Source organism: Nocardia rhamnosiphila NBRC 108938 (assembly GCF_000720425.1).
GTDB lineage: Bacteria > Actinomycetota > Actinomycetes > Mycobacteriales > Mycobacteriaceae > Nocardia > Nocardia rhamnosiphila.
Window position 1 is genome coordinate 742824 of sequence record NZ_JOAJ01000003.1, and the last position, 25748, is coordinate 768571.

Consider the following 25748-nt stretch of genomic DNA (forward strand, 5'->3'; position numbering starts at 1 on the left):
CCGGGCGTCCACAACATGTCGCAGACATGCCGGTTCGGTTAACGAGACGCAGGTCACACCCGACGTTCACCGATCGGTCCCCGCATGTTCGCGTGAACAGCGGAAACGGCGCCACCGTTGGACCGGACGCAACCTGGAATTCGCCGCTCGGACGCGTCGCGGGCCCGCCGGACGGGCCCGCCCCACGCGGTATTACGCGACGAAACGTTCGGGTTCGCGCACCCGCTCCAGGTGTTTCCGGTCCACCTCCTCGAACCCCGGCCGCCCGGTCCCGATGAACGCCACCAGCCACGACAGGACCGCGGCGAACCGGTTCCGGAAGCCCACCAGGTAGAACAGGTGCACGGCCAGCCAGATGAACCACGCGAACACACCCCGGAAGGTGATCTTGTCATTCAGCTTCGTGACGGCGCTGAACCGGCTGATCACCGCCATGCTGCCCTTGTCCCAGTACACGAACGAAGTACCTGGGTGCTTGTCGCGGCTGATGATGTCGGCCGCGTGCCGCCCCTCCTGCATGGCCACCGGCGACTGGCCCGGGTAGCCGTTGAGCGAGGTCATATCGCCGATCGCGTAGATATCGGCATAGCCGCCGACGGTGAGGTCGGGGTTGATCAGCAGTCGTCCGGCACGGTCGGTCTCGCAACCGGTGGCCTCGGCCAGCAGTTTCGCGAAACCGCCCGCCTGCACGCCCGCCGACCACACGATGGTCTCGGCGTCGATCTGCCGCTCGGCGCCCGCTTTGTCCTTGACCGTGACGTGCCCGTCCTCGATATCGGTGACGAAGGTGCCCAGCAGCACTTCGACCCCACTGCGGGTCAGTGATTTCTTCGCGTACTCCGACAGCCCGCCGCCGAACGGCGGTAGGACCGCACCGGCGCCCTCGACCAGGGTCACCGAGACTTCCTCGTGGTAGTACCGCTTCGCCAGCTCCTTCAGCTGTCCCGCGACCTCCACACCGGTGGCCCCGGCGCCGACCACGACGAACGACAGCAGCCGCCGCCTGGTCTCCTCGTCGGCCTGGGCCGCCTCGCGGAACACCCGCGAGATCTGGGCCCGCAGCAGCTTGGCGTCGTCGATGGTCTTGAGCGAGTAGGTCTTGTCGGCGAAGTCGTCACGACCGAAATACGACTGGCTCGCCCCGGTGGCCGCGATCAGCGATCCGTAGCGGATCCGGCGGACCTCCTCGCCGGTGCGGTAGGTCAGGATGGCGGCGTCGGGTTCGATGGCGGTGACCTCGCCCAGCCGGACGTCGGCCTCCTTGTGCCGGCGCAGAATGTTCGCGATCGGGGGTGCGATCTCCGCGGACGCCAACACCCCGGTGGCGACCTGATAGAGCAGCGGCTGGAACAGGTGTTCCGGCGTGCTCGAGATCAGGACATAGTCCACTCCCGCTTTGGCCAGTTGTTTGGCCGCGGCGAGTCCGCCGAACCCCGAACCGATGATCACGACGTCCGCGTACTCGACGCCGGCGCCGACCTCAGTGACCTTGTGCATGACAGCCTCCTTCACTCATTAGGAACCGTCATCCGTAAGGCAGATATTTCAGGGTTCAGGGCGCATAATTGAGATGACTCTTATCTGTTCTGGTCATGAATGGAGATCGAAGTGGAACTCCGCCAGCTCACGTACTACGTCGCGGTGTGCGAGGAGCTCAGCTTCAGCCGGGCGGCGGCCCGGTGCTTCATCTCACAATCGGCGATCAGCCACCAGATCGCCCGGCTCGAACACGACCTGGGCGTCCAGCTCTTCGAGCGTTCGACCCGTTCGGTCGTCCCCACCGACGCGAGCACCAGGCTACTACCGCTCGCCAAGCAGATGCTAGGTCTGGAATCGGCCATCCGCGCCTCCATTCGTACCACCGGCCCCCGCATCCGGCTCGCGGCGAATATGTCGTTCGCCACCCGGTCGCTGTCGGCCATCGCCGGCACCCGCGAGGCGCATCCCGGCGCGGAAATCGAATTCGTCATCAAACCGTTCCGCCAGCGGGTCGCGGCCGTCGCGGACGGGGACTGCGATCTGGCGCTGATCCGCGGCAGTGTGCAGCAGGCCGGACTCGTCGTCGAGCAACTATGGGTGGAAGACCTCACGCTGGCCACCGCGCCCGCGCATCCGCTGGCCGGCCGCACCGACGTCACCCTCGCCGAACTCAGCGCCTACCCGCTGCTCCTCCCGCCGGAGTCCGAGCAGTTCCTCCTGCACAACGTCATCCGGACCGCCTTCGCCGACCTGCCCACCGGCCCGACCTTCGGCCCGCCCATCCCACCGGACCACACCGCGACAATGGAGCTGATCAACCATCCCGACGCCTGGACGGTTCTCTACGCCAACAGCTCCACCGAGGGCATCGCCGCGCTGCCGCTGGCCGACCACCGCCTCCGCATCCCCGTCTCGGCCGTCCTGCGCGCCGACACCCGGCGTACCCCCATCCTCGATTCGCTGCTCGCGGGCCTGCACTGCGCTTAGCCACCACCCCCGCCGGTCGCGGTCGTCCGGATCATCCCCCAGGGGAAACGCGGTCGGCCCGGCACGCACTCCGCGCACCGGGCCTACCGCCCCGGCAGCCGGGCAGTGGCTACCGGAACATCGGTGGCGTCGCCGGTTCGGCTCGGCGGTCCACCGGCAACCCGAGTGGCGAGGGGGCCGGCTCGGGTCGGTTCGGGATGCCGTCCCATGACGGCGGAAAGTGCTACCGCGGTGGGGGCACCCGATCGTCACGGTGGCGGAGCACCGCCCCCTCGGGCACCGGCTGTACCTCGCCGCTTCTCAGGATGATCACACCGGGGCTGCCCGCGGGCAGCTGGTAACCCGGCAGCTCCCGCTCGATGTCCTCGCGCAGGATCACGCGGTCGATATCGGTCCGCTCCTGCCCGTTGATGATGATCTTCTTGTCGGGGCCCGGGTCGGCGCCGGCCGCGCCGGCACCGGCCACCGCCGCGCCCGCTACTCCCACTCCACAGACCAGGGCCGCGAAGGCTCTACTCGCAGGTTTCAGCTTCACTGTGAAACTCCTTGTCGCACCGCGTTTTTGCCGACCGAACCCGGTCGGACCTCGGATAACGACGACGGTAGTTCGCGTCGCTGTGCACAGGCCGGGGAGACAGCTGGGAGTCTGCTGGGAACCGGGCCGGATTCAGTCGCCGCAGAACAGGCAGTCGCAGGGCCGGCCCACCTCACTGCCATAGACGGCCAGGTGGCGCACCGGGGCCAGCACCGTTTGCGCGACGGCCGGATCCAGGGGTGGCGCCGACCGCGGCGACGGCTTCCCCCAGGCAGCCGGTACTTCCTCGATGTCGTAGCGGACCACCGCGTCGACGAACAGGGTCCACAGGCAGTGGTCGGGGAAGGGGTTCAGGCGCAGCACCCACCAGTGACCCGACACGTCGGCCGCCAACGGGAAACGCGCATGTCCGGTGCCGCGCCATTCGGGCCGGGCCAAGGCCTCGGGCTGTGTCATACCGCCGCCGTTCGCAGATCGCGCACCGCTATGCGGCGGAGGCACCGAACGATTCGAGAATCGTTTCGATGCGTTCCCGCGCAGCGTGTGCCATCACCGGATGCGTGGTCTCGTACAGTTTTCCGGCCTCCACCGCGGCGAGCACGATCTCGGCGGCCCGCGCGGTGGGCAGCATTTCCTTCGCCATCTCGCCCACGGCCTCCATCATCGGCGCGAGTGCGGCCCGGACCTCCGGCGGCAACGTCTCCGCCTCCGGCGCCCCCTCCGCGGGCGGCGCGGCCATCTCGGCCAGACCCCGGAACATCCGCGTATCCACCGGGCCGGGGCACACGACGGTCACCCCGATATTCGGCGCGATGACATCCAGTTCGCCACGCAGTGATTCCGAGATCGAGATGATCGCGCTCTTGCTCGCCGCGTACGGCGCCCCGAACAGGCCGACGGTCAGCCCGGCCAGCGAAGCGGTGTTGACGATATGGCCGCCACCGCCGGCGATGAGATGCGGAGTGAACACATGGATACCGTTGACCACACCGCCCACATTGACCGACCAGACCCGCTCCCATTCCGCGGGGGCGATATCCCAGCTCGGCCCGCCCGCACCCACACCCGCATTGTTGACGACCAGGTCCACCCGGCCGAAGGTGGCGAGTGTCCGGTCGGCGAGAGCCCGGACCTGATCGATATCGGCGACGTCGGTCGGCACGGCGAGCACCGGGTCACCGAGTTCGGCGGCGGTCCGCGCCAGCGTCTCGGCCTCGACATCGGCCACCACCACCCGTAGCCTCCGATCGACCAGCGCGGCGGCCACGGCCCTGCCGATACCGTTCGCGGCTCCGGTGACGACAGCGACCTGCCCGGCTTCCAACTTCATGAAACCTCCACTCCACCCTGTCCGCCCCGTAGCGGACGGCATCACCATCCTCACCCGCGCGCCGGGCCACCACATCGGCCCACAGACTGATTTCCCATGGACCCGGGTAGCAGCTGCGGTGCGCACACCCACCGAGTACGAGAAGGACGGTCGGACAAAGGTTGCGGTAGGAGCGGCGCACCGTGGACGGGCCGTCCGGTTCCGGTCCCCGGGACCCTGGCTACGGTCCTTCCAGGAACCTCGGCGGCCGGTGCCCGGCCACGCCGTGCGATCGTCCGATCACCGATCCCCGGAGCCGGCGGCAGACCCGCCGGGCGGCGCGGGCAGACACTTTTTCCCGCACGCCAGTTCACACGCCAGACTTTCGTAGGAGAAATACGCGCGAGCCAGTTGCCGCCGGTGTGCCGCCTCCGGTCCGTCCCGGACGTAGCGGTCGAACGACATCGTGTACAGATGCGCCAGGCGGCCGAACACCGCACCCAAGCCCTCGTGATGTTCCACCGCACCGCTGCCCGGTTCACCGAGCACACGGCGCGCCTCCAGGTCTATGACGAGAAGATGCCGCTGTGCGTCCGCCCAGGCTGCGATGAACGGGTCGGCGGCGAGATCCATACCGGGCAGTTCCGGTTCGGACCGGCCCGGAATCCAGGTCATCACCACCTCGTCCCAGCCCGGCCGCGTCGCCACCAGGCGCCGATGGGCGTCCACCAGGCCCGCGACGGCGGTGAGCAGGGGACAGCCGAAATCGGCCGCTCCGGCGGTCTGGAATTGCGCGGCCCGAGCGAACACCGCCGAAACGACTCGGCTGTCCGGCAAGGGACCGAACCTCCTACGGCCGTGCACAGTTCCCCATTTCCTGCCGCCGCGGCGGCCATTCTTGAATTGTCCGAATTCGGCGACCCCGGCCGATCACCCCGCATCGCGGACTCGTCGATCGGCGCGCACAGCTTAGCCAATTCTTCCGCCCGGAACAGCATTCGACGAAAGGGGTATCGACACGTAAAACGTTTCCTTACAACATGATTGGAATAGACCGAATTAGAAGCGAGAGCATTTCGGCCCCTGCATTCCTATACGTCGGCCGCATATCACCCGGTGGGAATCGCGGCTACTGATCGTTGCCACGTCGCGAACCGCCCGGGGTGCGTCCGAACGCATGCCGGTACACATCGATGAAGGCGCTGGGCGAAGCCCAGCCGCAGCGACCGGCCACCGCGGTCACCGAATACCCTTCGGCGAGCAATCGCACCGCCCGGTGCAGCCGCAGGTGGGTCCGCCACTGCGGATAGGTCATGGCGAACTCGGTCCGGAACAACCGGGTGAGGGTGCGCTCCCCCGCCCCCACCCGCCGGCCGAGTTCCGCCAGCGTCCAGGTGGTTTCCAGATCCGCCTCGACGAGGGCGCAGGCGCGCCGGAGGCGTTCGTCGCGGGCGACCGGCAACAGCAGCCGCTGCTGCGGCATCCGGTCCAGCTGGTCGAGCAGGACCTGCCGCAACCGCCCCAGTTCGTGGTCCGGCAATTCGCCCGGCGCGGAACACGCGATGATCAGTTCCCGCACCAGCCCGGAGGTCGCGAGCACGACCGGCGCCTCCCGGTCCCCCTCCGCCGCGCCCGGAAAAGCGATGCAGTGGAAGCGAGTCGGTCCGTAGAAGTGGTGCTCGTGCCGGTGCCCGGCGGGAATCCAGATCGCGCGGTCCGGCGGCGCGATCCAGGTCCCGGTATCGGTGCGGACCTCCGCCGCACCGCCGCTGCAGTAGATGAGTTGGTGGTCGGGATGGCGATGCGGATCGATATGCGATCCCGCCGCCAGATCCCGCACCCGCGTGGGCGTGGGAACGGTGGGGCGGGTTATCGACATATCTTGGCATTTTATCGGAAGAAGTCATACGTGGTCGCTTCCTACGCTGATCCTCGACCGACGACCAGGAGGATCCGGCTGTGGACACCCCGACGACCGCCCCCGCGCCCGCCGCGGGGGCGGTGCAGGTATGGAACCGTATGCGGCACTGGGTCGTCGCGCACGCGGTCGACGACTTCTACCAGGGACTGATCCCCGCCAGTATCCCGTTCTTCGTCCTGGAACGCGGCTACAGCTATATCGCCGCGTCCGGTCTGGCCCTGGCGGCCGCGCTGGGGAGTTCACTGCCGCAGCCGCTGCTGGGGGTACTGGCCGACCGCCGGCCAGTACTATGGCTCGCCCCGGCCGGGCTGCTGGTGGCCGGGGCCGGAGCCGGGCTGGCGGGTCTCGCACCGGCGTATCCGGTGGTATGGCTGCTGATCCTGGTCTCCGGAATCGGTATCGCCGCTTTCCATCCCGCTGCCGGCCGGGACGCCCGCCGCGCCGCCGGGGACAGCACGGTGGCCATGAGTCTCTTCGCGGCCGGCGGTAGCGTCGGATTCTTCCTCGCCCCGGCACTGGCCACGCCGCTGCTGTCCGCGCTGGGCATCGGGGCCACCGCACTGTTCGTGCCGCCGGCGGTACTCACGGCGTTCGTCCTGTGGCGGCACCAGACGCGGCGGACAGCCCACCTTCCGACGGCCGATATCACCACCGGCCGGGACCGGTGGGGTCCATTCCTCGTGCTGACCGTCGTCGCGGTCGTCCGCTCGGTCCTCTTCCTGGGGATGAACACCTTCATCGCGCTGTACTGGATCGGATATCTGGGCGCCGACCGAGTACTGGGCGGCGTCGCGCTCACCACCTTCCTGGTCGGCGGCGTGGTGGGCACCGTATCCGGCGGGCGCATCGCGGACCGGATCGGTATGCGGGCGACCGTCCGGCTCGGTGGCGCGGTCGCGGTGCCGGCACTGGTCGCCCTGCGCCTGTGCGGCGACCCGCAGCTCGCGCTGGTGCTGGTGGCGCTGGCCGGGGTGGCCGCCAACCTACCGTTCGCGGTGCTGGTCAAGCTGGGCCAGGACTACCTTCCGGCCCGGCCCGGCACCGCGGCCGGGGTCACCCTCGGTATCGCGGTGAGCGCGGGCGGGCTGTTCATGCCTGTACTCGGGGGAATCGCCGACCGGCACGGGCCGCAGGCCGTGCTGACCGTGCTCTGCGTCGTGCCGGCGCTCGCCGCCGCGCTCGCGTTCGCGCTGCCGCCGGCCGACGGCGCCGATCATCGGGGTCGCCGGCCCCGCCGCGGCGCCGACGCCCCCGGCCCCGGCATTCCCGGATGACTCCGCCGGCCGATCCCGGCCGATCCGCGGGCGGGCGTGCGCTCAGATGACGCCGAGCGCGAGCATCGCGTCCGCGACCTGGATGAATCCGGCGATATTCGCACCGGCGACGTAATCACCGGGAGAGCCGTATTCGTCGGCAGTTTCCAGACAGCGGTCGTGCACGCCCCGCATGATCTCGGCGAGACGGTCTTCGGTGTGCTCGAACGACCACGAATCCCGGGAGGCGTTCTGCTGCATCTCCAGCGCGCTTGTCGCCACACCTCCCGCGTTGGCGGCCTTACCCGGCGCGAAGACGATCCCGCGCTCGGCGAACACCCGCACGGCTTCCGGAGTGCACGGCATATTCGCGCCCTCGGCGACGATCGTGGCACCGTTGTCGGCCAGGGCGACCGCGTCCCGGCCGTTGAGCTCGTTCTGGGTGGCGCACGGAAGTGCGATATCGCAGGGCACTTCCCACACCGAACCGGTTTCGATGAATTCGGCCGACACCCCGGGTTCGTCGGCATAGCTCCCGATCCGGGCCCGCCGCCGCTCCTTCACGTCTTTGAGGAGCTCGAGGTCGATACCTTTCTCGTCGACGATGTAGCCGCCGGAATCGGAGCAGGCGACCACGGTGCCGCCGAGTTGTTCGACCTTCTCGATCGCGTAGATGGCGACATTGCCGGAACCGGAGATGACGACCTGCTTGCCCTCGAAGCTGTCGCCGCGTGCCCGCAGGATCTCGTTGACGAAGAAGACGACTCCGTACCCGGTGGCCTCGGTCCGGACCCGGGACCCGCCCCAGGCGAGGCCTTTCCCGGTGAGCACCCCCGATTCGAAACGATTGGTGATGCGTTTGTACTGTCCGAACAGGTAGCCGATCTCGCGTCCACCGACACCGATATCACCGGCCGGTACATCGGTGTATTCCCCGATATGGCGATAGAGCTCGGTCATGAACGCCTGACAGAAGCGCATCACCTCGCCCTCGGAGCGGCCTTTCGGATCGAAGTCGGAGCCGCCCTTTCCGCCGCCGATCGGCATACCGGTCAGCGAGTTCTTGAAAGTCTGCTCGAAGCCGAGGAATTTGACGATCCCGAGGTAAACGCTGGGATGGAACCGCAACCCGCCCTTGTACGGTCCGAGTGCGGAGTTGAATTCGACCCGGAATCCGCGGTTGATCTGGACCCGGCCCATATCGTCGACCCAGGGCACCCGGAAGATGATCTGGCGCTCCGGTTCGCACAGGCGGCGCAGCACCGCGGCGTCGGTGTAGGCGGGATGTTTGGCCACCACCGGGCCGAGACTGTCCAGCACTTCGTGTACCGCCTGGTGGAACTCGGTTTCACCAGGGTTGCGCTGGAGTACCTCGGCATAGATGTCGTGCAGCTTTTCGTCCAGAATGGCCATCGATCCCGTCCTCTTCCCTCATCCGTCCCCCGGCTGTACCCCACATCCGTCCAGGGGGATTGATTCCGAATCTATCCCCAACCGGCCGGAAGCCGACCGGCCGGGCCTCGGCCCGCGCTCCCGGCGTCCCGGAGAATCGGTTGCGGCGGCAGCCGGTGCACAGGCGGTGGATACGGACCGGCCGGGTGTCCGCGCAAAGAAAACGTCCGGCCGGTGTACCGGCCGGACGTTCTCCGCGAAACGCGCTGTAATCAGCCCTTGTGCTTCTTGACCTCTTCGGTCAGCTGCGGGGCGACATTGAACAGGTCGCCCACGATGCCGAAGTCGGCGATCTCGAAGATCGGGGCTTCCTCGTCCTTGTTGACCGCGATGATGGTCTTGGACGTCTGCATACCGGCCCGGTGCTGGATGGCGCCCGAGATACCCAGGGCGACGTACAGCTGCGGGGAGACCGTCTTACCGGTCTGACCGACCTGGAACTGGCCCGGGTAGTAGCCCGAGTCGACCGCGGCACGGGAGGCGCCGACGGCCGCGCCGAGCGAATCGGCGAGGGCTTCGACCACGGAGAAGTTGTCGGCCGAACCGACACCGCGGCCACCGGAAACGACGATGCTCGCCTCGGTGAGTTCCGGACGGTCACCGGCCACCACGGGCTCGCGGCTGGTGACCTTGACGACGCCTTCTTCCTGCGCGGGTACCTCGACGGTGACCTTCTCGCCGGCGCCGGCCGAGGGCTTGGCCTCGATCGAACCCGGGCGCACCGAGATGACCGGCACATCGCCGGTGGCCTGGGCGTCGACGGTGAAGGCGCCACCGAAGATGCTGTGCACGGCCGTACCGTCGGCCTTCACGTCGATGACGTCGACCAGCAGGCCCGAACCGATGCGGGCGGCGAGCCGGCCGGAGACCTCTTTGCCCTCCGCGGTGGCGGCGACCAGAACGGCGGCCGGGGAAGCGGATTCGACGAGGCCGGCCAGCACATCGACCTTCGGGGTGACCAGGTAGTTCTCCACGTCATCGGATTCGGCGACGTAGATCTTGGCGGCGCCCGCGGCGGCCAGCGCATCCGACAGCTTGTCCGCGGTACCGGGCGCGCCCAGCACCACCGCGGCCGGTTCGCCCAGGGCGGCGGCGGCGCTCAGCAGTTCGGTGCTGACCTTCTTGACCGCGCCTTCGGCGTGCTCGACGAGCACAAGTACTTCTGCCATTTGTCTGTTCTCCTAGAAGTTGCTGCGGGTGCGGGTCTCAGATGATCTTCTGGCCGACCAGGTACTGGGCGATCTTGGTGCCGCCGTCGCCCTCGTCGGAGATCTTCTCGCCCGCGGTACGCGGCGGCTTCGGGGTGGACGCGGTGACCTTGCTGCCCGCATTCTCGACACCCACGGTGGTCGGGTCGATGCCCAGATCTTCCAGGGTGAAGGTCTGCACTTCCTTCTTCTTCGCGGCCATGATGCCCTTGAAGGAGGGGAAGCGCGGCTCGTTGATCTTCTCGGTGACGCTCACGATGGCCGGCAGCGTGGCCTCCAGCTTGAAGACACCGTCGTCGGTTTCCCGCTCGCCGGTGATCTTCTCGCCGTCGACGGTGAGCTTGCGCAGATGGGTGAGCTGCGGGATGCCCAGGTACTCGGCGATGATGGCCGGGACGGCGCCGGCGCGGCCGTCGGTGGCCTCGTTACCGGCGATGACGAGTTCGACGCCCTCGACCTGGCCCAGCGCACCGGCCAGCACCCACGCGGTCTGCACCGCGTCGGAGCCGTGGATGGCCGGGTCGTTGATGTGGATGGCCTTGTCGGCGCCCATGGACAGGGCCTTGCGGATGGCCTCGGTGGCACGATCGGGACCGGCGGCCAGCACGGTGACCTCGCCACCCTGCGCCTCCTTGATCAGGAGGGCTTCCTCGACGGCGCGCTCGTTGATCTCGTCGAGCACCGCATCGGCGGCTTCACGGTCGAGGGTGAAGTCACCGTCGGTCAGCTTGCGCTCGGACCAGGTATCGGGCACCTGCTTGATGAGTACGACGATATTCGGCATCGGTCTTCGTCGACCTCCTGTTCTGGTTACCTGTATTGGCGGTCGCACGATCTCCAGCGGCCGTACGTCCATGTGAGTAGCTCAGGCCGAGACATTACCCTACGTTAAGTTACTCGTGGGTAACTTACGTGTCGAGCCGCTGCGAGGCCCTCCCGGGCGTCTCCCGTACCGGGCCGTACCAGTAACCTCGTCGCAATGAGCGAGGCTGTGATTCCCGCCGCACCGGCCACCGACGACGCCCCGGAGCCGCTGCCGTTGACCGGCGAGCGCACGGTGCCGGGTATCGCGGAGGAGAACTACTGGTTCCGCCGGCACGAGATCGTCTACGACCGGTTGCTGCCGCGCTGCGCGGACAAGATCGTTCTGGAGGCGGGATCGGGCGAAGGCTACGGCGCGAATATGCTCGCCGCCGTCGCGAAAGCAGTGGTGGGCCTGGACTACGACCGCACCGCCGCGGCGCATGTACGCACCCGCTACCCGGCGGTTCATATGGTCCGCGGCAATCTCGCCGCGCTCCCCCTCCCGGAATCCGCGGTGGACGCGGTGGTCAATTTCCAAGTGATCGAACACCTTTGGGATCAGGCAGAGTTTCTCCGCGAATGCCTGCGAGTCCTGCGACCCGGCGGGGAACTGCTCATCAGCACCCCGAACCGGATCACCTTCTCGCCCGGTCGCGATACCCCGCTCAACCCCTTCCACACCCGCGAGCTGAACGCGGCCGAACTCACCGAACTCCTCGAAACGGCCGGTTTCCGGGTGGAGCTGATGACCGGCGTGCACCACGGGCCGACACTGCGCGCGCTCGACGCCAAGCACGGCGGCTCGTTCATCGATGCCCAGATCGAACGCGCTGTGGCAGGGGAGCCCTGGCCCGCCGAACTCACCGCCGACGTCGCCGGTATCACCGTCGACGATTTCGCGCTGACCCCCGACGCCATCGACACCAGTCTCGATCTCGTCGCGCTCGCGGTGAAGCCTTGAGCGGCAAGCGAACCGACGCCGTACCCGGACAGTTCACGCTCGTCCTGCACTCCCATCTGCCCTGGCTCGCCCACCACGGCCGCTGGCCGGTCGGCGAGGAATGGCTCTACCAGTCCTGGGCCGCCTCCTACCTCCCGGTCGTCGAGGTACTGCGCACTCTGGCCGCCGAGGGCCGGTCGCATCTGCTGACCCTCGGGATCACCCCGGTGCTGGCCGCCCAGCTCGACGATCCGCACTGCCTGGCGGGTATGCACCACTGGCTGGGCAATTGGCAGTTGCGGGCCGACGAAGCCGCGAAGGCCGGGAACCGCGCACTCGGCGCCCACGAACACCGGCTGGCGGCCGCGGCACTGGCCGAATTCGAGCAGAACTGGCGGCACGGCGCCGCACCGGTCTGGCGGCAACTGCTCGACGGCGACGTCATCGAACTGCTGGGCGGTCCACTGGCGCACCCGTTCCAGCCGCTACTGGACGAGCGGCTGCGCGAGTTCCAGCTCCGCGAGGGCCTCACCGACGCCCGGCTGCGCTGGGGCCACGCCCCCTCCGGAATCTGGGCGCCGGAATGCGGCTTCACCCCCGGGATGGAACAGGGCTACGCGGACGCGGGTGTGACGCATTTCATGGTCGACGGGCCCGCGCTACGCGGCGATACGACCCTGGGCCGGCCGGTGCGCGAATCTCCCGTCCTGGCGTTCGGCCGCGATCTCACGGTCAGCTACCGGGTGTGGTCACCCAAATCGGGTTATCCGGGGCAGGGGGCCTACCGGGATTTCCATCACTACGATCACGCGACCGGACTCAAACCCGCCCGGGTCACCGGGAAAACCGTGGCCGGGCCGGACAAGGCCCCCTACGATCCCGACCTCGCCGCCGCGCAGATCGGCCGCGATGTCGAGGACTTCGTGCAGACCGTGCGGGAACGGCTGATCGCCGAATCCGAGCGGATCGGACGCCCGGCGCTGGTGGTCGCCGCATTCGACACCGAACTCTACGGACACTGGTGGCATGAAGGCCCGCAGTGGCTGGCACAGGTGCTGCGGGCGCTGCCGGAAGCCGGGATCACCGTCGGCACTCTGGCCGACGCGCGCGACCGCGGCTTCGTCGGAGACCCGGTTCCGCTCGCCGATTCCTCCTGGGGATCCGGGAAGGACTGGCGGGTCTGGGCCGGCGATCAGGTCCGCGATCTGGTGGAGCTGAACTCCGAGATAGTCCGGCTCGCGCTGGATACCGCCGACAAGATGCGCGCCGGCGCGCCGACCGGCCGCGATCCGGTGGCCGACCAGCTACTGCGCGAAGCCATCCTGACCGTGTCCAGCGACTGGGCGTTCATGGTCAGCAAGGACTCCGCCGCCGGTTACGCCCGCGACCGAGCCCATCAGCACGCGCACGCGGTGCGCGAGATCGCCGGTGCGGTCGAAGCCGGTCAACTCGGCAGAGCGCACGAATTGGCGGCAGGATGGGCGGTGGCCGACGGAGTGTTCCCGGCCCTGGACGCGCGTAGGCTACGCGTCACCCCTGCAGAAGGACCGCGATGAAAATCTTGATGGTGTCGTGGGAGTACCCACCGGTGGTCGTCGGCGGGCTGGGCAGACATGTCCATCACCTGGCGACATCACTGGCCGCGGCCGGTCACGAAGTGGTGGTACTCGCCCGGCGGCCCACCGGCACCAGCCCGGCCACCCACCCCACCCATTCGTTCATCGCCGAGGGGGTGCTGGTGGTGGCGGTCGCCGAAGATCCGCCGATCTTCGATTTCGGCGAGGATATGCTCGCCTGGACCCTGGCCATGGGGCATGCGATGGTGCGCGCCGGGGTCGCACTGGACAAACCGGGAATCGGCGAGGGCTGGACACCGGACGTGGTGCACGCGCACGACTGGCTGGTCGCCCATCCCGCGATCGCGCTGGCCGAGTACTACGACGTCCCGCTGGTATCGACCATCCACGCCACCGAAGCCGGCCGGCACAGCGGCTGGGTCGCCGGCCGGGTCAACCGGCAGGTGCATTCGGTGGAGTGGTGGCTGGCCAACGAATCCGATGCGCTGATCACCTGCTCCACCTCGATGAAGGACGAGGTGGAGCGGCTCTACCGGCCCGACCGGATCCCGGTGCACGTAATCCGTAACGGAATCGACGTGGGCGCGTGGACATTCCGCACCCGCTCGCCGCGCAGCGGCCCGCCCCGGCTGCTCTATGTGGGACGCCTCGAATACGAGAAGGGCGTGCAGGACGCCATCGCCGCCCTGCCCCGCATCCGCCGGGCCCACCCCGGGACCGTCCTCACCGTGGCCGGCGTCGGGACCCAGTTCGAATGGCTACGCCAACTCGCCCGGACGCACCGGGTGGCGCGGGCTGTGCATTTCGCCGGCCAGCTCGACCACGCGGAACTGCTCGGCTGGCTGCACGGCGCCGACGCGATCGTGCTGCCCAGCCGCTACGAACCGTTCGGGATCGTGGCGCTCGAGGCGGCCGCGGCCGGGACCCCGCTGGTCACCTCGACCGCCGGCGGACTCGGTGAAGCCGTGATCGACGGGGTCACCGGGGCTTCGTTCGAACCGGCCGATGTGCACGGTCTGGTGGACGCGGTGGTCTCGGTACTCGGCGATCCGGTGACCGCCCAGGAACGCGCGTTCGCCGCGCGGGAGCGGCTGACCGCCGATTTCGCCTGGGATGTGGTGGCGGCCGAAACAGCCGATATCTATTCGGACGCGAAACGGCGGGTGCGCAATCCACTGGGCCGCCCGGTGATCGTGGAACGCCCGCTGCCGGAACGCGATCCGAAGTAACCCGGGCCTGCGGGTGGTGGCGCCGACGGATCAGTCGTTTTCCGCGAAGGCGAAGATCTCCCCGATCCGGGTGGCGACCACGACTTCGCCCTCGGCGCCGACCGCGGTGCCGGTGGTGGTGCCCTGGGCTCCCGGCAGGACATCGGAGTCGAGGGTGGCGCCCGTGCCGGTATCGAAGGTGACCAGGTTCAGCCCGGTGCCGATGGCGGCGGTGACGTAGCCGATCCCACCCGCGGTCTGTACCGGGCTGCCCCGCAGCGCGAGATCCTTACGCTCCCAGACCCGTTCGAAACTGTCGCCGGTATCCCGCAGGGCGAGCAGATAGCCGTCGTCACCGGCCGGGATGACCAGGCCGTCGTCGGAGACAGAGATCCCGCGGCGCGGCTCCCAATCCAGCTGCGCCTCCCACTTCGGGGTGCCGTCGGCGGTGTTCACCGCGATCAGGCGTTTGCTGTTGTCCCCGACGTAGAGCGTCGCGCCGTCGGCGGACAGGGCCGGATCGGTGGCACTACCGCCGGCCAGGATCTCCCGGCTCCACTCCTGCCGGACCTTCCCGTCGCCATAGCGCAGCGCCACCAGAGCGGCCTTGGGCTCCCCGGGCTTGCGGACCGTCGCGTAGATCCGCCCGGTGCCGATATCCATCGCCGCCACCGTGGCGACCGCGCAGTCCGGGCCGCCGGTGTGGCAATCCTCCAGGCCGGCGCCGGCCGGCGGCCAGTCCAGATTCGGTGACTGCAGGAAATCGGGCTGCGGCAGCAATTGCTGCGTGGGTACCATCCGTTTACCGGTCTGCCGTTCCAGCACGTCGACCTGGCCGGACTGGGTGATCACCAGCAGATGACCGTCGCCGGTGAACTGCATCCCGACCGGCACGCCCGCCACCGGAGTCCGCCAGCGCGGCTGGCCGAGCAGATTATCCGATTCCACGCCGCTGTCGAGACCGACGTACACATTGTTCGCGCCGTCGAGCAGGGTGGGCGAATAGATGGCATGGGGACCCAGCGGATTGCAGAAACGCTTACGTCCCGTGGGCATCTGGTAGGCGAAGATATCGCATTCCGCGTCGGTGCGGCTGGTGACGAAGATCTGCCCGTCCGACCCCACCGTCGGCGGCTGCACGACCGGACCGCCCACCGGCCGCGACCACTGCAGGCTCAGCGCCTGCGAACCGGTCACCGCGGTGGTGCCGCTGTTGCGGCTCTCGTGCCCCGGCGCGGGCCAGCCCAGGCCGCGGCCGACGGTGATGTCGTCGACATCGGTGCCGCAGGCGGTGAGCACCCCCAGGGCGGCGACCGCCGTCGCAAGCCAGGACACGGTCCGTACGCCGCTGCCGATACGCACCTGCTGGTCTCCTCTGTCGTCCTGTCTCCCCGGGCCCACGTGTGTGGAAGATTAACGGAAGGGTATAGGCCGGGCCTTCCGAGCACGAAAGTAGGCTGTTCGGCAGTACTGGCGGCACAGGATACGAGGAGACACGTTCGTGACGAGCATGTGGGGCGCACCGCTGCGCTCACGCTGGCAGGGCTCCCGGCGCCGCGACCGGCGGCAGGCCCGGTTCCTCACCCTCGACTCGCTGCGCTGGGTGCTGGCCAACCGCGCCTACACGCCCTGGTACCTGGTCCGCTACTACCGCCTGTTCAAATTCCGGCTCGCCAACCCGCACGTGATCCTGCGCGGCATGGTGTTCCTCGGGCGCAATGTGGAAATCCACGCGACCCCCGAACTCGGCCGGCTCGAGATCGGGCGCTGGGTCCATATCGGTGACGGGAACGCCATCCGCTGCCATGAGGGCTCACTGCGGATCGGCGACAAGGTGGTGTTCGGCAAGGACAATGTCGTCAACACCTACCTCGATATCGAGATCGGCGAGTCCACCCTGGTCGCCGACTGGTGCTACATCACCGACTTCGATCACCGCATGGACGACATCACCCTGCCGATCAAGGACCAGGGCATCGTGAAGAGCCCGGTCCGGATCGGCCCCGACACCTGGATCGCGGCCAAGGTCACCGTGCTGCGCGAGACCCGGGTCGGCCGCGGCTGTGTGCTCGGTGCGCACGCCGTGGTCAAGGGTGAGATCCCGGATTACAGCATCGCGGTCGGCGCACCGGCCCGGGTGGTGAAGAACCGGAAATCCACCTGGGAGGCCGGTGCGGCCCAGCGGGCGGCGCGGGAGGCGGCGCTGGCCGATATCGCACGGAAGAAGAGCGGCGTCGCGCAGGAGGCGTGAGCCGCCGCTACCTCACCGCATCGATCTTCTTGACGACCCGCTGCACCGTCAGCCAGGTGCGCGTGGTGATGTCCTTGCCGTAGGCGCGCTCGAGCCACGCCATGAAATTCGGCGTTTTCGGCGTGCTGTTGTCGACGACTGCGAGGAAGACCCGGGCGGGCTCGTCGTAACCGATGACCGTGGTGAGAGGGTCGCCGTCGGCCGGCGCGACGGGCGGTGCCTCACCGGTTCTCTTGAAGAAGGTCGCGGTGAGGTAGGTGCCGCGGCCGTGGGTGAAACCGGCGAACGGGTCGCGATCGAGCAGGTCCCGCAGTTCGGGCTCGCTGCGGATGATCGTGCCGCCCGGAATACCGAGTTCGGCGTTGAGTGCCGCTTGGACTCGGTCCTCGAGCTCGGCGATCTCGGTATCCGCGGTGGCGAAGACGATATTGCCGCTGGACAGCACCGAGGACACCGATTCGAAGCCGAGTCCGGTGAACACGCCGCGCAGTTTGTCGTTGCTCATATTCGGATTGCTGGGCATGATCCCCCGCAGCAGCGCGGCGTACATGGTCATGGAGCGACCGTACCCCGGCCCTCCGACACCGGCCCACGACCGGGCCCGGCGGCATCGCTCGAGCCACGACCACCACCGGCCGTCGCGACGCAGATGGCAGGCCGGTCTCGTGTGCCGTGCCGTACCCGCCGAGGCCGATATCCGTGGCTGTTCCCCTGCACATCGCGATCGGTCCCGGATAGCCGATTCGTACGTCCCCGTTTCACATTTCGCTTTTTCCAGTGCGCCCGTGGGCACCGTGGTAATTGCTTAGGATGGCTGTACCGATCGATATCTTCGACCGGTTTGCCCAGCTCAGGCCGGGATGACCGGGGTGTCCACGAGGTGCCGGGAAATCGATATGCCGGATATCGATGCCGAACCGGGAGGGGCGATGCCTGTAGAAGGCCCGAAATTGCATGGGCTGGAGCCGATCACCGGGGGGTTGATCGAACAATTGGTCCAGCGGCCGCAGGGCCGGAGCCGATCGCTGCCGGTGGTGGTGGCGGTGGGGCCGCCCGGCAGTGGGAAAACCGTTCTACTGCAGGAGCTCGCGCAACGCTGCGCGAAACTCCCGCTCGCCCAAGTGGATCTGCGCCAGGGCGAACGCGCGCCGCGCGAAGTGTTCGGCGAACTCGCGTTCGAGCTGGGCCGGTATCGGCGCCAGTTCGGCCGGATCGCCTTTCCGCAGCTGTGGCTGTGCCTGGTGGCGGTGGGCAGCACCCTGCACATGCACGAGGACAACCGCCGGGAGGCGCTGCGGAATCTACGCCAGGTCGTCTCCAGCGCCCAGCCGATGGAGGCGCGCAGTCAAGGCGTCGCCGATATCCTCGAAGCCGCCGGTCAGGTGCCCGAAGGTTTGTCCCCGTGGGTGGCCGTGACCGTGGAAACCCTGCTGCAGAGCCTGAACCGGCTCAACATCAGGCGACGGATCAAACAGGGCCCGCGGCTGACCGGCGATCAGATCCGGCGCGAAGACATGCTCATCGATCTCGCCAAATGGGCGCATGGCGACGACGAGGCCCGTACCGAAGCCGACGCCATCTTCGGTATGGCGTTCCTACACGATCTGCGCCAGGCCTACAGCGGCGTACGCGGAGCGCGCCGAACGCTCAATTCCGTACTGCTGCTGGACAACGCGCATACTCCCGCGGGCCGGCAGTTCCTGCAGACCCTGCGCGAGGCGCGCCGGCGCAACGGCGCCGAACCCGATCCGCTGGTGGTCGTCGCCACCAGCGCGCAGTGGCTGCCGGCCTGGAGCGAATGCTGGCACCGCCCCGGGATGCACCGATTCAGCGAGGACACCGAACGCCGCGAACCCGAACACCGCACCGGTGGTATCGACTGGCCCGTCCCGCGCAACCCGCCCGATATCCCCGCCGACTGGGCGGCGGCCGACAATCCGGCGACGTCCTGGTTCCCCTGGTATCTGGTGGATCTGAGCCGCCTGAGCGAACAGACCACGGGTGATCTCGTCGCCGACCGGCGGATGCGTTCGATCTCCCGGGTCGCGGCCTTCGTCCGGTCGCTCACCGGCGGGAACGCCGCCGGAACCGCCGACGTCATCGCCGCGCTGGGCCGGACCGGTGAGGACGATCCGCTCACCGGCGCGCGCACCGTCCTCACCGCCACCGTGGGCACCGCGCACGACCCGCTGCCGGAACCGGTCGAACTACCGGGCACCGTGCTCGACCGTGCCCGGGAACGGCTGCTCGGCGATTTCCTGGACACGGCGAGCATGCGCGACCTGGTGACCGCCGCCGCGGGACGCACCGTGGATGTCATCTACCGCCCGGAAATCCTGGATTCCGCCCTGCCCGATGGTGAGGCGCTGCTCCAGGAATTGCGCAATCGGCTGTGGATCCGCACCGTCGACGGGCCGGAACCGGAGATGGTGCTCGATACCTGGTTGCGCCGCATCCTGCTCTGTGAACTCGCCGGCCGCGATCCGGCGGACCCCCGGGATTGGGAGCGCACCCATACGCTGTGCCGGGAGGTGTACCGGCGCGGGTTCGCCGAAGGCGATCCGGAGGACGAGGCCGAGGCCCTCTACCACGATCTCGCGCTCGGCCGCCTCGGCGGCGCCATCGAATACCTGGGGCGGCCGTTCGTACCCGGCCACGCCGAGTTCGGCCGCGCGACGGCCGCCGCCTGGCTGTCCGATCTGGACCTGATCACCGGTGCCCCGCGCCGACCGGACGACGTGGGGACCCCATTCGCGCAGGTCGAAGCGATCGTCCGGGACAACGGCCTGGAACCCGAACACGAACTGGCGTGGTTGATCGCCGCGCTGTGGGTCTCCAACGACCCACTGGGCGACCCGCAGCGGACCCTGGATCGCACCATCGAGAACGAATTCCGGCAAGTGGCCCGGGGTCTCGGCCGCGGGGCCCTGCTGCTGTACGAACGGGCGGAGAGGTATCGATGAGCACGCTGATCCAGCCACCACCACCCGGCTATCGGAAATGGTGGTGGGTTCCCGCCACGATCGTGGTGGTGGCACTGGTGGTCACCGCCGTGATCTGGTTGCCCACGGTTTTCCGGTCGGACAACAGTTGCGGCGCGGGCGTCGTCCACAGCGGCCCGCACGGCGAATGCGCCGGGGTCACCGACGGCGGAGTGGTCTTCGCCCCGGAACTCGCCGATATCGAGAAACGCATTGTCGACGAGAACCGTGCGGTCCAGAGTTCCGCGGATCCGTATGTGAGCATTGTGATGCTGTCGCCGATGACTTCGGGCGACAAAGCCGAGGGCATCGTGACCATGTCGGGTATCCGGCACCGGCTCGAAGGCGCGCATCTGGCACAGCTCGCGGCGAACCGGACCGACATCTGGGGCAACACTCCCAAGATCAGGCTGCTACTGGCGAATCCCGGAAGTGATTTCGCCGAGTGGGAAACCGCGGTCGGCGAAATCGAGGCGCGGCGCGACTCCGATCGGATCGTCGCGGTCACCGGCATCGCGTTCAGCGTCCAGAACGCGGTCCGGGCCATCGAACGTCTCACCGGATCGGATATCCCGGTCGTCGGCTCCACCCTGACCGCCGGTGATCTGCCGGTCCTCCGCGGATTCCTGCGGGTCTCCCCGTCCGCCGCCGATCACGCGCGGACCGCCGCCGAATATCTCGCCACCCGCAGTCGGCGAATTCTGATCGTCCGCGACGACAGTCCGGTCGACCATTACGGCCGGACCCTCGCCGAAGCGTTCGCGGCGAGCTTTCCCGACGATCCGCAGCGCTTCGCCGGCACGGCGGAGGGTTACGACTCCGAAATCGGCAATGTGGCCAACGCGTTCCACTACATGATGCCGAACATCTGCCAGAACGCCCCGGACACCATCTACTTCGCGGGCCGGGCCGCCCACGCGCTCACCTTCCTGACCGCGCTCGCCGAGCGCCGTTGCCGGGAGCTCCCGATCCGGGTGGTCACCGGTGACGATATGCCGTACTACCGCCTCTCGGAGAGCCCCGCCCGCGTGGCGCTGGACACCGGGGTATCGGTGCTGTACACCGGGCTCGTCCATCCGCAGGCCTGGCGCGACCACCCGGAACGGTTCAACCTGCACTCCGTCGAACAGTTCTCGCCCGGCTGCACGGGCCCGGTCTGCTATCGCGCGTTCTCCGACGACACCCTGGACGACTTCGCCGCCGTCATGGAACACGACGCGGTGGTGACGGCTGTCCAGGCGATCCGGCAGGCGGCCGGGTACGCCGGGAACACCGTGCACTCCGACCAGGTGCTCCAGGCGATGAAACGGCTGCACGGGGCCACCGCGGTCCGCGGGGCCAGCGGGGTGCTCTCGTTCGACGAGAACGGACTACCGACGGACAAACCCATCCCGATCCTGGAGGCCTTGGACGGGGAGCCACCGCGCTACGTGGAACTCCCGTAACCCGTTGCGTAGCCCCCGCGCAGCCGCTCAGGCCCGCGAAGCCTCACACAGGAAGACAGTTGCCGTGGTCCCGATGCGGGTGATGACGAGCGTATAGGGCCGGGATCCGGTGAGCTTCAAACGTCGCCGAAGGATATCGGGATCGATATCCACACCGCGGACCAGAATTTCCAGCGGCCCGCAGTCCCGGCGGCGCAGTTCGGCCCGCAACGCCTTCTCTCGCAGCACGCAGCGGTCGATAATCCGGAAACCGCGCACTCCGTCCGGGATACGGTCGCCGGTCAAGTAGGCGATCCGCGGATCCAGTTGCCACAGACCGTGGCGGGCCGCGTAGTGCCGGACCAATCCGGCGCGAACCACCGCACCGTCCGGGTCGACGATCCACTCCCCGGGCTCGCGCTCCGGGATCTCGCTCGGGTCGGCATCGGTCAGGGTGGTCGCCGCACCGGCGGAGGTGAGGACGGTGGCCCGGCGGCCGACACCGGGCTCGCGCAGACCCGCCGACCACAGGCACGCTTCGCGGACCCCACCGTCCAGCGATACGACCTCGATCTCGCCGTCCCAGCCCAACCGGTCGAAATCCAATCCGGGAGCGCATTTGACGACCAGGTCACGACCCGCGTACACCGACAGCAGATCCGGTAGCGGCGGTTGCAGCGCGGCCGGATCGTGGGTGCGTTTCCCCTCGGCCCGGCGGCCCGGATCGGCCACGACGACCGTGCCGGATGTGCACGGGACCAGGGCGTCGGCGCGTACGAGCACAGTATTCGGCATCGCCCGCGGCACCGTGGGGCGAGGCGCTGGTGAGCTGTGTTCGTCCACCACGCCCGCGGCACCGCGGGGGCCGAGCCCTCGTGGCACCCGTTCGCCACCTGCCCGCTCTGTCCCTTCGGCGGCCCCGGCCACAGCGGCGCCCCTGTTGTGCGGGGGTGCTGCTGTCACGGCAGCGGGTGGTACCGGGACCGGGTGGGTCAGATTGTGGCGGGCCATGGCGAGCCGGATCAGGTCCAGATCGCTACCGACCACCCGCGGGCACACACGGGCGAGTTCGGTCAGCTCCGCGCCGATCGAGCAGGTGACGTCGTGGACATCGCGACCCGCCAGCCGGCCCGCGCGGTGGCGGGCGACCAGGGTCGGGGTGGCCTGCTGGACCGCGTCGTCGGTCAGCAGCCAATTCTGCGCACCGGACAGTTTGGCCGCGGCCCGGCGGCGCAGGCGGACGGTCTCGAGGAGCGCCGGGGCGCACTCACCGTAGGCCCGGCGCACCGCGGCCACATCACGGAGTTGCGAGGCGGCGGTGAGTTCCAGTTCCGCTACCTCGGCCAGCGCGGCCGTACCCGCGGCCGAGCCGAGGTAGCCGATATCGGCCGCGCTGAAGCCGTACCCCACTATTTCCCGGCGGCGGCCGGTTTCACCCCGGTGATCATGGCGTTGTAGAAGAACTGCCGCGGCACCACCCGGCGCATCACGTTCTCGTCCACCCAGCTCAGCCCGAGCCAGGCGCGATACATCGCCATCCGATAGCCGAAGGTGAGCTTCTCGTCCGGAACGGCCGCCTCGAAGGTCCGCACCGGCCAGCCCCACAGAGCGGCGGCGAATTCCTCGGTGTGCGCGGCCACGTCCACCGCGCCCGCCGAACGCGCCATCTCCTCGAGCTGGGTCGGGTCGAAGGTGTGCAGGTCGACCACGGCCTCCAGCGCGGCGGCCCGCGACGATTCGTCCAGTTCCTCCTGGGGGCGGCGCCAGTCCCGCAGGAACGGGAGCTTGGTGACGGCGGTGGTCGCCTTCCAGGTGATGTTGCCCAGGTTGCGGGCATAGAAATTGCCGACGGTGGTGGGTTCGCCGGCGAAGACGAAACGGCCGCCCGGTTTCAGCACCCGCAGGCATTCCCGCAGCGACTGCTCCACATCCGGGATGTGATGCAGCACAGCGTGTCCGACGACCAGGTCGAAGGTGTCGTCGTCGTAGGGGATGGTCTCGGCATCGGCGACCCGGCCGTCCACATCCAGGCCCAGGTGTTCGGCATTGCGCAACGCGACCTTCACCATGCCGGGCGACAGATCGGTGACCGAACCGCTCTTCGCGATCCCGGACTGCATGAGGTTCAGCAGGAAGAAACCGGTACCGCAGCCCAATTCGAGAGCGCGCTCGTACGGCAACTCCGCGTCGGTGCCGACGGCGGCGTCGAACCGGCCGCGGGCGTAATCGATACAGCGTTCGTCATAGGAGATCGACCATTTGTCGTCGTAGGTCTCGGCTTCCCAGTCGTGATACAGCACCTGGGCGAGCTTGGTGTCCTCGAATGCAGCTTCGACCTCCGCGGCGGTGGCGTGCGGATGGGGTGCGGGGTCGTCGGGGCGTACCGTCATGGTCGGAGAGCCTAATGGGTGCTGCTGGGCGCAGCCCATCCGCAGTCGCGCACGGCCGGAGCGGAGGCGGAGGTACGCCTATCCTTTCCCGGCCGGACTTCCGATACCGCCGGGTAGGTTGCGGTGACCCGCGACTCGTTCAGCGCCCGGTGAATACGGCCGACCCCGGCCCGTCACGCAGGTAGGAGCGGGTTCCGAGGCGCTGATCCGCGGTGGTGAACAGCTGCGCCCACTCGGTGCGGGCACGTTCTGGACCGTGCGGCCCGGCCTCGAACACCGCCTTGGCGGCGGCCAGCGCTCGCGCCGGACCGTCGGCGAACCGGCGGGCCCACTCGATCGCCGCGCCCAGGACATCGTCGGGAGCGACCACCTGATCCACCAGACCCAGCCGCGCCGCCTCATCGGCTTCCACGAAACGTCCGCTGTACACCAGATCCTTCGCCGCCCCGGGACCGATCAGCAGCGACAGCCGCCGGATCCCGGCCAGCGGTATGAGCCCCGCATCGATCTGCGGGAATCCGAGCTTCACATTGTCCCCGATGATCCGCCGGTCCGCCCCCAGCGCCAGCTCCAGCCCCGACCCGAGGGCGTAGCCGCTGATCGCCGCGACCGTGGGCTGCGGAACCGCGGCCAGGCAATCCAGCGCGGTCTGCAGATCACCGGCCATGGCGGCGGCCTGTTCGGCGGGCAGTTCGGCCAGCTCGGCCAGCTCGTCACCGGCGCAGAACACCCGCTCGTCCCCGTAGACCACCAGCGCGGCGACCTCCGGATCGGCGCCGCAGGCGGTGGCCGCCGCCGCGATCTCCCGGATCAGCTGGGTATCGAACAGATTCATCGGGGGGCGGGCGATACGCAGCACCGCCACCCGACGCCCGGACCCGCTCGCGTCGCCGGCACGGGACAGAGTTACGAATTCCGCCATGGACGGTTACGCTACCGGCCGCCGGCGGCGCCGCCCGCATTCCCGGAGCCGCCCAGCAGCGACGGATCGGTATCGCGCATCCCCTTGGACCCGACCAGCCGCGACGGGTCCGGAAGATCGGCGAAGTAGCGCATATTGTCCGGGAACTGCAGCAGCTGCTTACCGTCGACCTCACCGAACACCGGCTGGATCGGATCGATCGGCGGTTCGGCCGCCAGGATCCGCGCGGTATCGGCATAGCCGGCCAGCGAAGTCAGCTGTGACCAGGTCGGCGGCAGCAGCACATGCTCACCCGCCCGCCACGTCTCCAGCGCCGCCGCCGGAGTGGACCACAGCACCAGATCGGTTTCGGTGGTCGCACCGTCGGCCAACTGTCCCTCGGGCAGCACCGCCACGAAGAAGTTGGTGTCGTAACGGCGACGCTCCACCGTCGGAGTGATCCAGCGCGACCACGGCCGCAGCAGATCGGCGCGCAACACCAGCCGCTGCTCGGCCAGGAACTCCGACAGCGTCAGATCCCGGCCCTCGATCCGCTCCCGCTCCGCCCGGTAACCGGTGGTGTCGGCGACGACCGTCTCGGCGGTGGGCCCGGCCAGCAGCACCCCGCACTCCTCGAAGGTCTCCCGCACCGCCGCACAGACCAGCGCCTTTGCCCGGGCCTCGGATACCCCGAACCGCTCTCCCCACCAGCGCGGCGACGGGCCGGCCCATTCGATGGCCACCTCGGCGTCGACGGGATCCACCCGGCCACCCGGGAAAGCGGTCATCCCGGCAGCGAAATCCATCGCCCCGGCCCGCCGCTGCAGGAAAACCTCCGGGCCGGCGGCGCCGTCACGCACCAGCATCACGGTCGAGGCATCCTTGGCCTCGGGCACCCCGGCCGAATCCGGCACAGTCGTCTCACTCACCCTTCGCACATTAGCTGTGGTGTCGGAGCGCCGGTGCGCGGGGATGAACACGACGGCCCACGTAGACGACGGAGGGCGGGCGAGTTGGCGAAGGTGAGAGATATATAGACCTGCTCGTGAAGGTGCTGTGTTTTTGGCGCCGCCTTCGGCGTCGCGGGGTTGAGGCCCCCTTGGTCTCGCCGTTTCGGCCTCGAGACTC

At 68.7% G+C, this 25748-nt stretch carries 23 protein-coding genes; 8 read left to right on the forward strand and 15 right to left on the reverse strand.

Features of this window, described 5'->3' with window-relative positions:
• Positions 1 to 192: 192 nt before the first annotated feature.
• On the reverse strand, positions 193 to 1497 hold the full coding sequence (locus tag IG75_RS0115300; RefSeq protein WP_030521938.1) for an NAD(P)/FAD-dependent oxidoreductase: 1305 nt from the start codon (positions 1495 to 1497) through the stop codon (positions 193 to 195).
• Between the two features lie 111 nt (positions 1498 to 1608).
• Here IG75_RS0115300 and IG75_RS0115305 point away from each other — a divergent pair, with 111 nt between their 5' ends.
• Entirely contained in the window at positions 1609 to 2466 is an 858-nt protein-coding gene (locus IG75_RS0115305) for a LysR family transcriptional regulator (protein WP_030521939.1), read from the forward strand.
• Between the two features lie 223 nt (positions 2467 to 2689).
• Here the strand turns inward: IG75_RS0115305 and IG75_RS0115310 are convergent, their stop codons facing one another.
• The 5 genes from IG75_RS0115310 to IG75_RS0115330 all read right to left on the reverse strand — a co-directional run bounded on the left by IG75_RS0115310 (position 2690) and on the right by IG75_RS0115330 (position 6189).
• On the reverse strand, positions 2690 to 3001 hold the full coding sequence (locus IG75_RS0115310) for a hypothetical protein (RefSeq protein WP_030521940.1): 312 nt from the start codon (positions 2999 to 3001) through the stop codon (positions 2690 to 2692).
• 132 nt (positions 3002 to 3133) lie between these two features.
• On the reverse strand, positions 3134 to 3457 hold the full coding sequence (locus tag IG75_RS0115315; protein WP_030521941.1) for a hypothetical protein: 324 nt from the start codon (positions 3455 to 3457) through the stop codon (positions 3134 to 3136).
• 28 nt (positions 3458 to 3485) lie between these two features.
• Positions 3486 to 4331 (reverse strand): SDR family oxidoreductase, encoded by an 846-nt coding sequence (locus IG75_RS0115320; protein ID WP_030521942.1) that lies wholly within the window; start codon positions 4329 to 4331, stop codon positions 3486 to 3488.
• A gap of 279 nt (positions 4332 to 4610) precedes the next feature.
• The gene (locus IG75_RS0115325; protein WP_156058918.1) at positions 4611 to 5147 is read right to left on the reverse strand and encodes a hypothetical protein; all 537 of its coding nucleotides are present in this window, start codon (positions 5145 to 5147) and stop codon (positions 4611 to 4613) included.
• Between the two features lie 292 nt (positions 5148 to 5439).
• Positions 5440 to 6189, reverse strand: a complete 750-nt coding sequence (locus tag IG75_RS0115330) for an AraC family transcriptional regulator (RefSeq protein ID WP_030521944.1) — start codon at positions 6187 to 6189, stop codon at positions 5440 to 5442.
• Positions 6190 to 6329: 140 nt separating this feature from the next.
• Between IG75_RS0115330 and IG75_RS0115335 the strand changes: the two genes are divergently transcribed.
• Positions 6330 to 7505 carry an MFS transporter gene (locus IG75_RS0115335; protein WP_081876927.1) on the forward strand — a complete coding sequence of 392 codons (1176 nt, stop codon included), beginning with the start codon at positions 6330 to 6332 and terminating at the stop codon, positions 7503 to 7505.
• A 42-nt stretch (positions 7506 to 7547) separates the two neighbouring features.
• Here IG75_RS0115335 and gdhA read toward each other — a convergent pair whose 3' ends face one another.
• The 3 genes from gdhA to IG75_RS0115350 all read right to left on the reverse strand — a co-directional run bounded on the left by gdhA (position 7548) and on the right by IG75_RS0115350 (position 10928).
• Positions 7548 to 8897, reverse strand: a complete 1350-nt coding sequence (gene gdhA / locus IG75_RS0115340; RefSeq protein ID WP_030521946.1) for an NADP-specific glutamate dehydrogenase — start codon at positions 8895 to 8897, stop codon at positions 7548 to 7550.
• 251 nt (positions 8898 to 9148) lie between these two features.
• Entirely contained in the window at positions 9149 to 10105 is a 957-nt protein-coding gene (locus IG75_RS0115345; protein WP_030521947.1) for an electron transfer flavoprotein subunit alpha/FixB family protein, read from the reverse strand.
• A gap of 37 nt (positions 10106 to 10142) precedes the next feature.
• Positions 10143 to 10928, reverse strand: coding sequence for an electron transfer flavoprotein subunit beta/FixA family protein (locus IG75_RS0115350; RefSeq protein ID WP_030521948.1), 786 nt, complete (start codon positions 10926 to 10928; stop codon positions 10143 to 10145).
• Positions 10929 to 11123: 195 nt separating this feature from the next.
• On the opposite strand from IG75_RS0115350, the gene IG75_RS0115355 reads away from it, so the two are divergent.
• Genes IG75_RS0115355 through IG75_RS0115365 form a run of 3 tightly spaced genes read left to right on the forward strand, consistent with a single transcriptional unit; the run spans position 11124 to position 14694 of the window.
• Entirely contained in the window at positions 11124 to 11909 is a 786-nt protein-coding gene (locus IG75_RS0115355; RefSeq protein ID WP_030521949.1) for a class I SAM-dependent methyltransferase, read from the forward strand.
• Positions 11906 to 13444 carry a 1,4-alpha-glucan branching protein domain-containing protein gene (locus tag IG75_RS0115360; protein WP_030521950.1) on the forward strand — a complete coding sequence of 513 codons (1539 nt, stop codon included), beginning with the start codon at positions 11906 to 11908 and terminating at the stop codon, positions 13442 to 13444. The genes IG75_RS0115355 and IG75_RS0115360 overlap by 4 nt, the downstream gene beginning before the upstream one ends.
• Positions 13441 to 14694: a glycosyltransferase family 4 protein gene (locus tag IG75_RS0115365; RefSeq protein WP_030521951.1), complete on the forward strand. Its 1254-nt coding sequence runs from the start codon at positions 13441 to 13443 to the stop codon at positions 14692 to 14694. The genes IG75_RS0115360 and IG75_RS0115365 overlap by 4 nt, the downstream gene beginning before the upstream one ends.
• Positions 14695 to 14724: 30 nt before the next feature.
• Here the strand turns inward: IG75_RS0115365 and IG75_RS0115370 are convergent, their stop codons facing one another.
• Complete coding sequence (locus IG75_RS0115370; protein ID WP_245713151.1) at positions 14725 to 16035, reverse strand: outer membrane protein assembly factor BamB family protein; 1311 nt, start codon at positions 16033 to 16035, stop codon at positions 14725 to 14727.
• Between the two features lie 139 nt (positions 16036 to 16174).
• Between IG75_RS0115370 and IG75_RS0115375 the strand changes: the two genes are divergently transcribed.
• Positions 16175 to 16924 carry an acyltransferase gene (locus tag IG75_RS0115375; RefSeq protein ID WP_030521953.1) on the forward strand — a complete coding sequence of 250 codons (750 nt, stop codon included), beginning with the start codon at positions 16175 to 16177 and terminating at the stop codon, positions 16922 to 16924.
• 7 nt (positions 16925 to 16931) lie between these two features.
• On the opposite strand, the gene IG75_RS0115380 is transcribed toward IG75_RS0115375, so the two are convergent.
• Entirely contained in the window at positions 16932 to 17480 is a 549-nt protein-coding gene (locus tag IG75_RS0115380) for a DUF1697 domain-containing protein (RefSeq protein ID WP_030521954.1), read from the reverse strand.
• A 373-nt stretch (positions 17481 to 17853) separates the two neighbouring features.
• On the opposite strand from IG75_RS0115380, the gene IG75_RS0115385 reads away from it, so the two are divergent.
• Together IG75_RS0115385 and IG75_RS0115390 are read left to right on the forward strand one after the other, a co-directional pair.
• Complete coding sequence (locus IG75_RS0115385; protein ID WP_156058920.1) at positions 17854 to 19887, forward strand: hypothetical protein; 2034 nt, start codon at positions 17854 to 17856, stop codon at positions 19885 to 19887.
• Complete coding sequence (locus IG75_RS0115390; protein WP_051714585.1) at positions 19884 to 21350, forward strand: ABC transporter substrate-binding protein; 1467 nt, start codon at positions 19884 to 19886, stop codon at positions 21348 to 21350. The genes IG75_RS0115385 and IG75_RS0115390 overlap by 4 nt, the downstream gene beginning before the upstream one ends.
• 27 nt (positions 21351 to 21377) lie before the next feature.
• Here the strand turns inward: IG75_RS0115390 and IG75_RS0115395 are convergent, their stop codons facing one another.
• From IG75_RS0115395 to IG75_RS0115410, 4 genes are all read right to left on the reverse strand, one after another.
• Positions 21378 to 22625, reverse strand: a complete 1248-nt coding sequence (locus IG75_RS0115395; protein ID WP_373863736.1) for a THUMP-like domain-containing protein — start codon at positions 22623 to 22625, stop codon at positions 21378 to 21380.
• 113 nt (positions 22626 to 22738) lie between these two features.
• Positions 22739 to 23719, reverse strand: a complete 981-nt coding sequence (locus tag IG75_RS0115400; RefSeq protein ID WP_030521958.1) for a class I SAM-dependent methyltransferase — start codon at positions 23717 to 23719, stop codon at positions 22739 to 22741.
• A 139-nt stretch (positions 23720 to 23858) separates the two neighbouring features.
• Entirely contained in the window at positions 23859 to 24641 is a 783-nt protein-coding gene (locus IG75_RS0115405) for an enoyl-CoA hydratase-related protein (RefSeq protein WP_030521959.1), read from the reverse strand.
• Between the two features lie 11 nt (positions 24642 to 24652).
• Positions 24653 to 25486 (reverse strand): NUDIX hydrolase, encoded by an 834-nt coding sequence (locus tag IG75_RS0115410; protein WP_245713154.1) that lies wholly within the window; start codon positions 25484 to 25486, stop codon positions 24653 to 24655.
• Positions 25487 to 25748 lie beyond the last annotated feature (262 nt).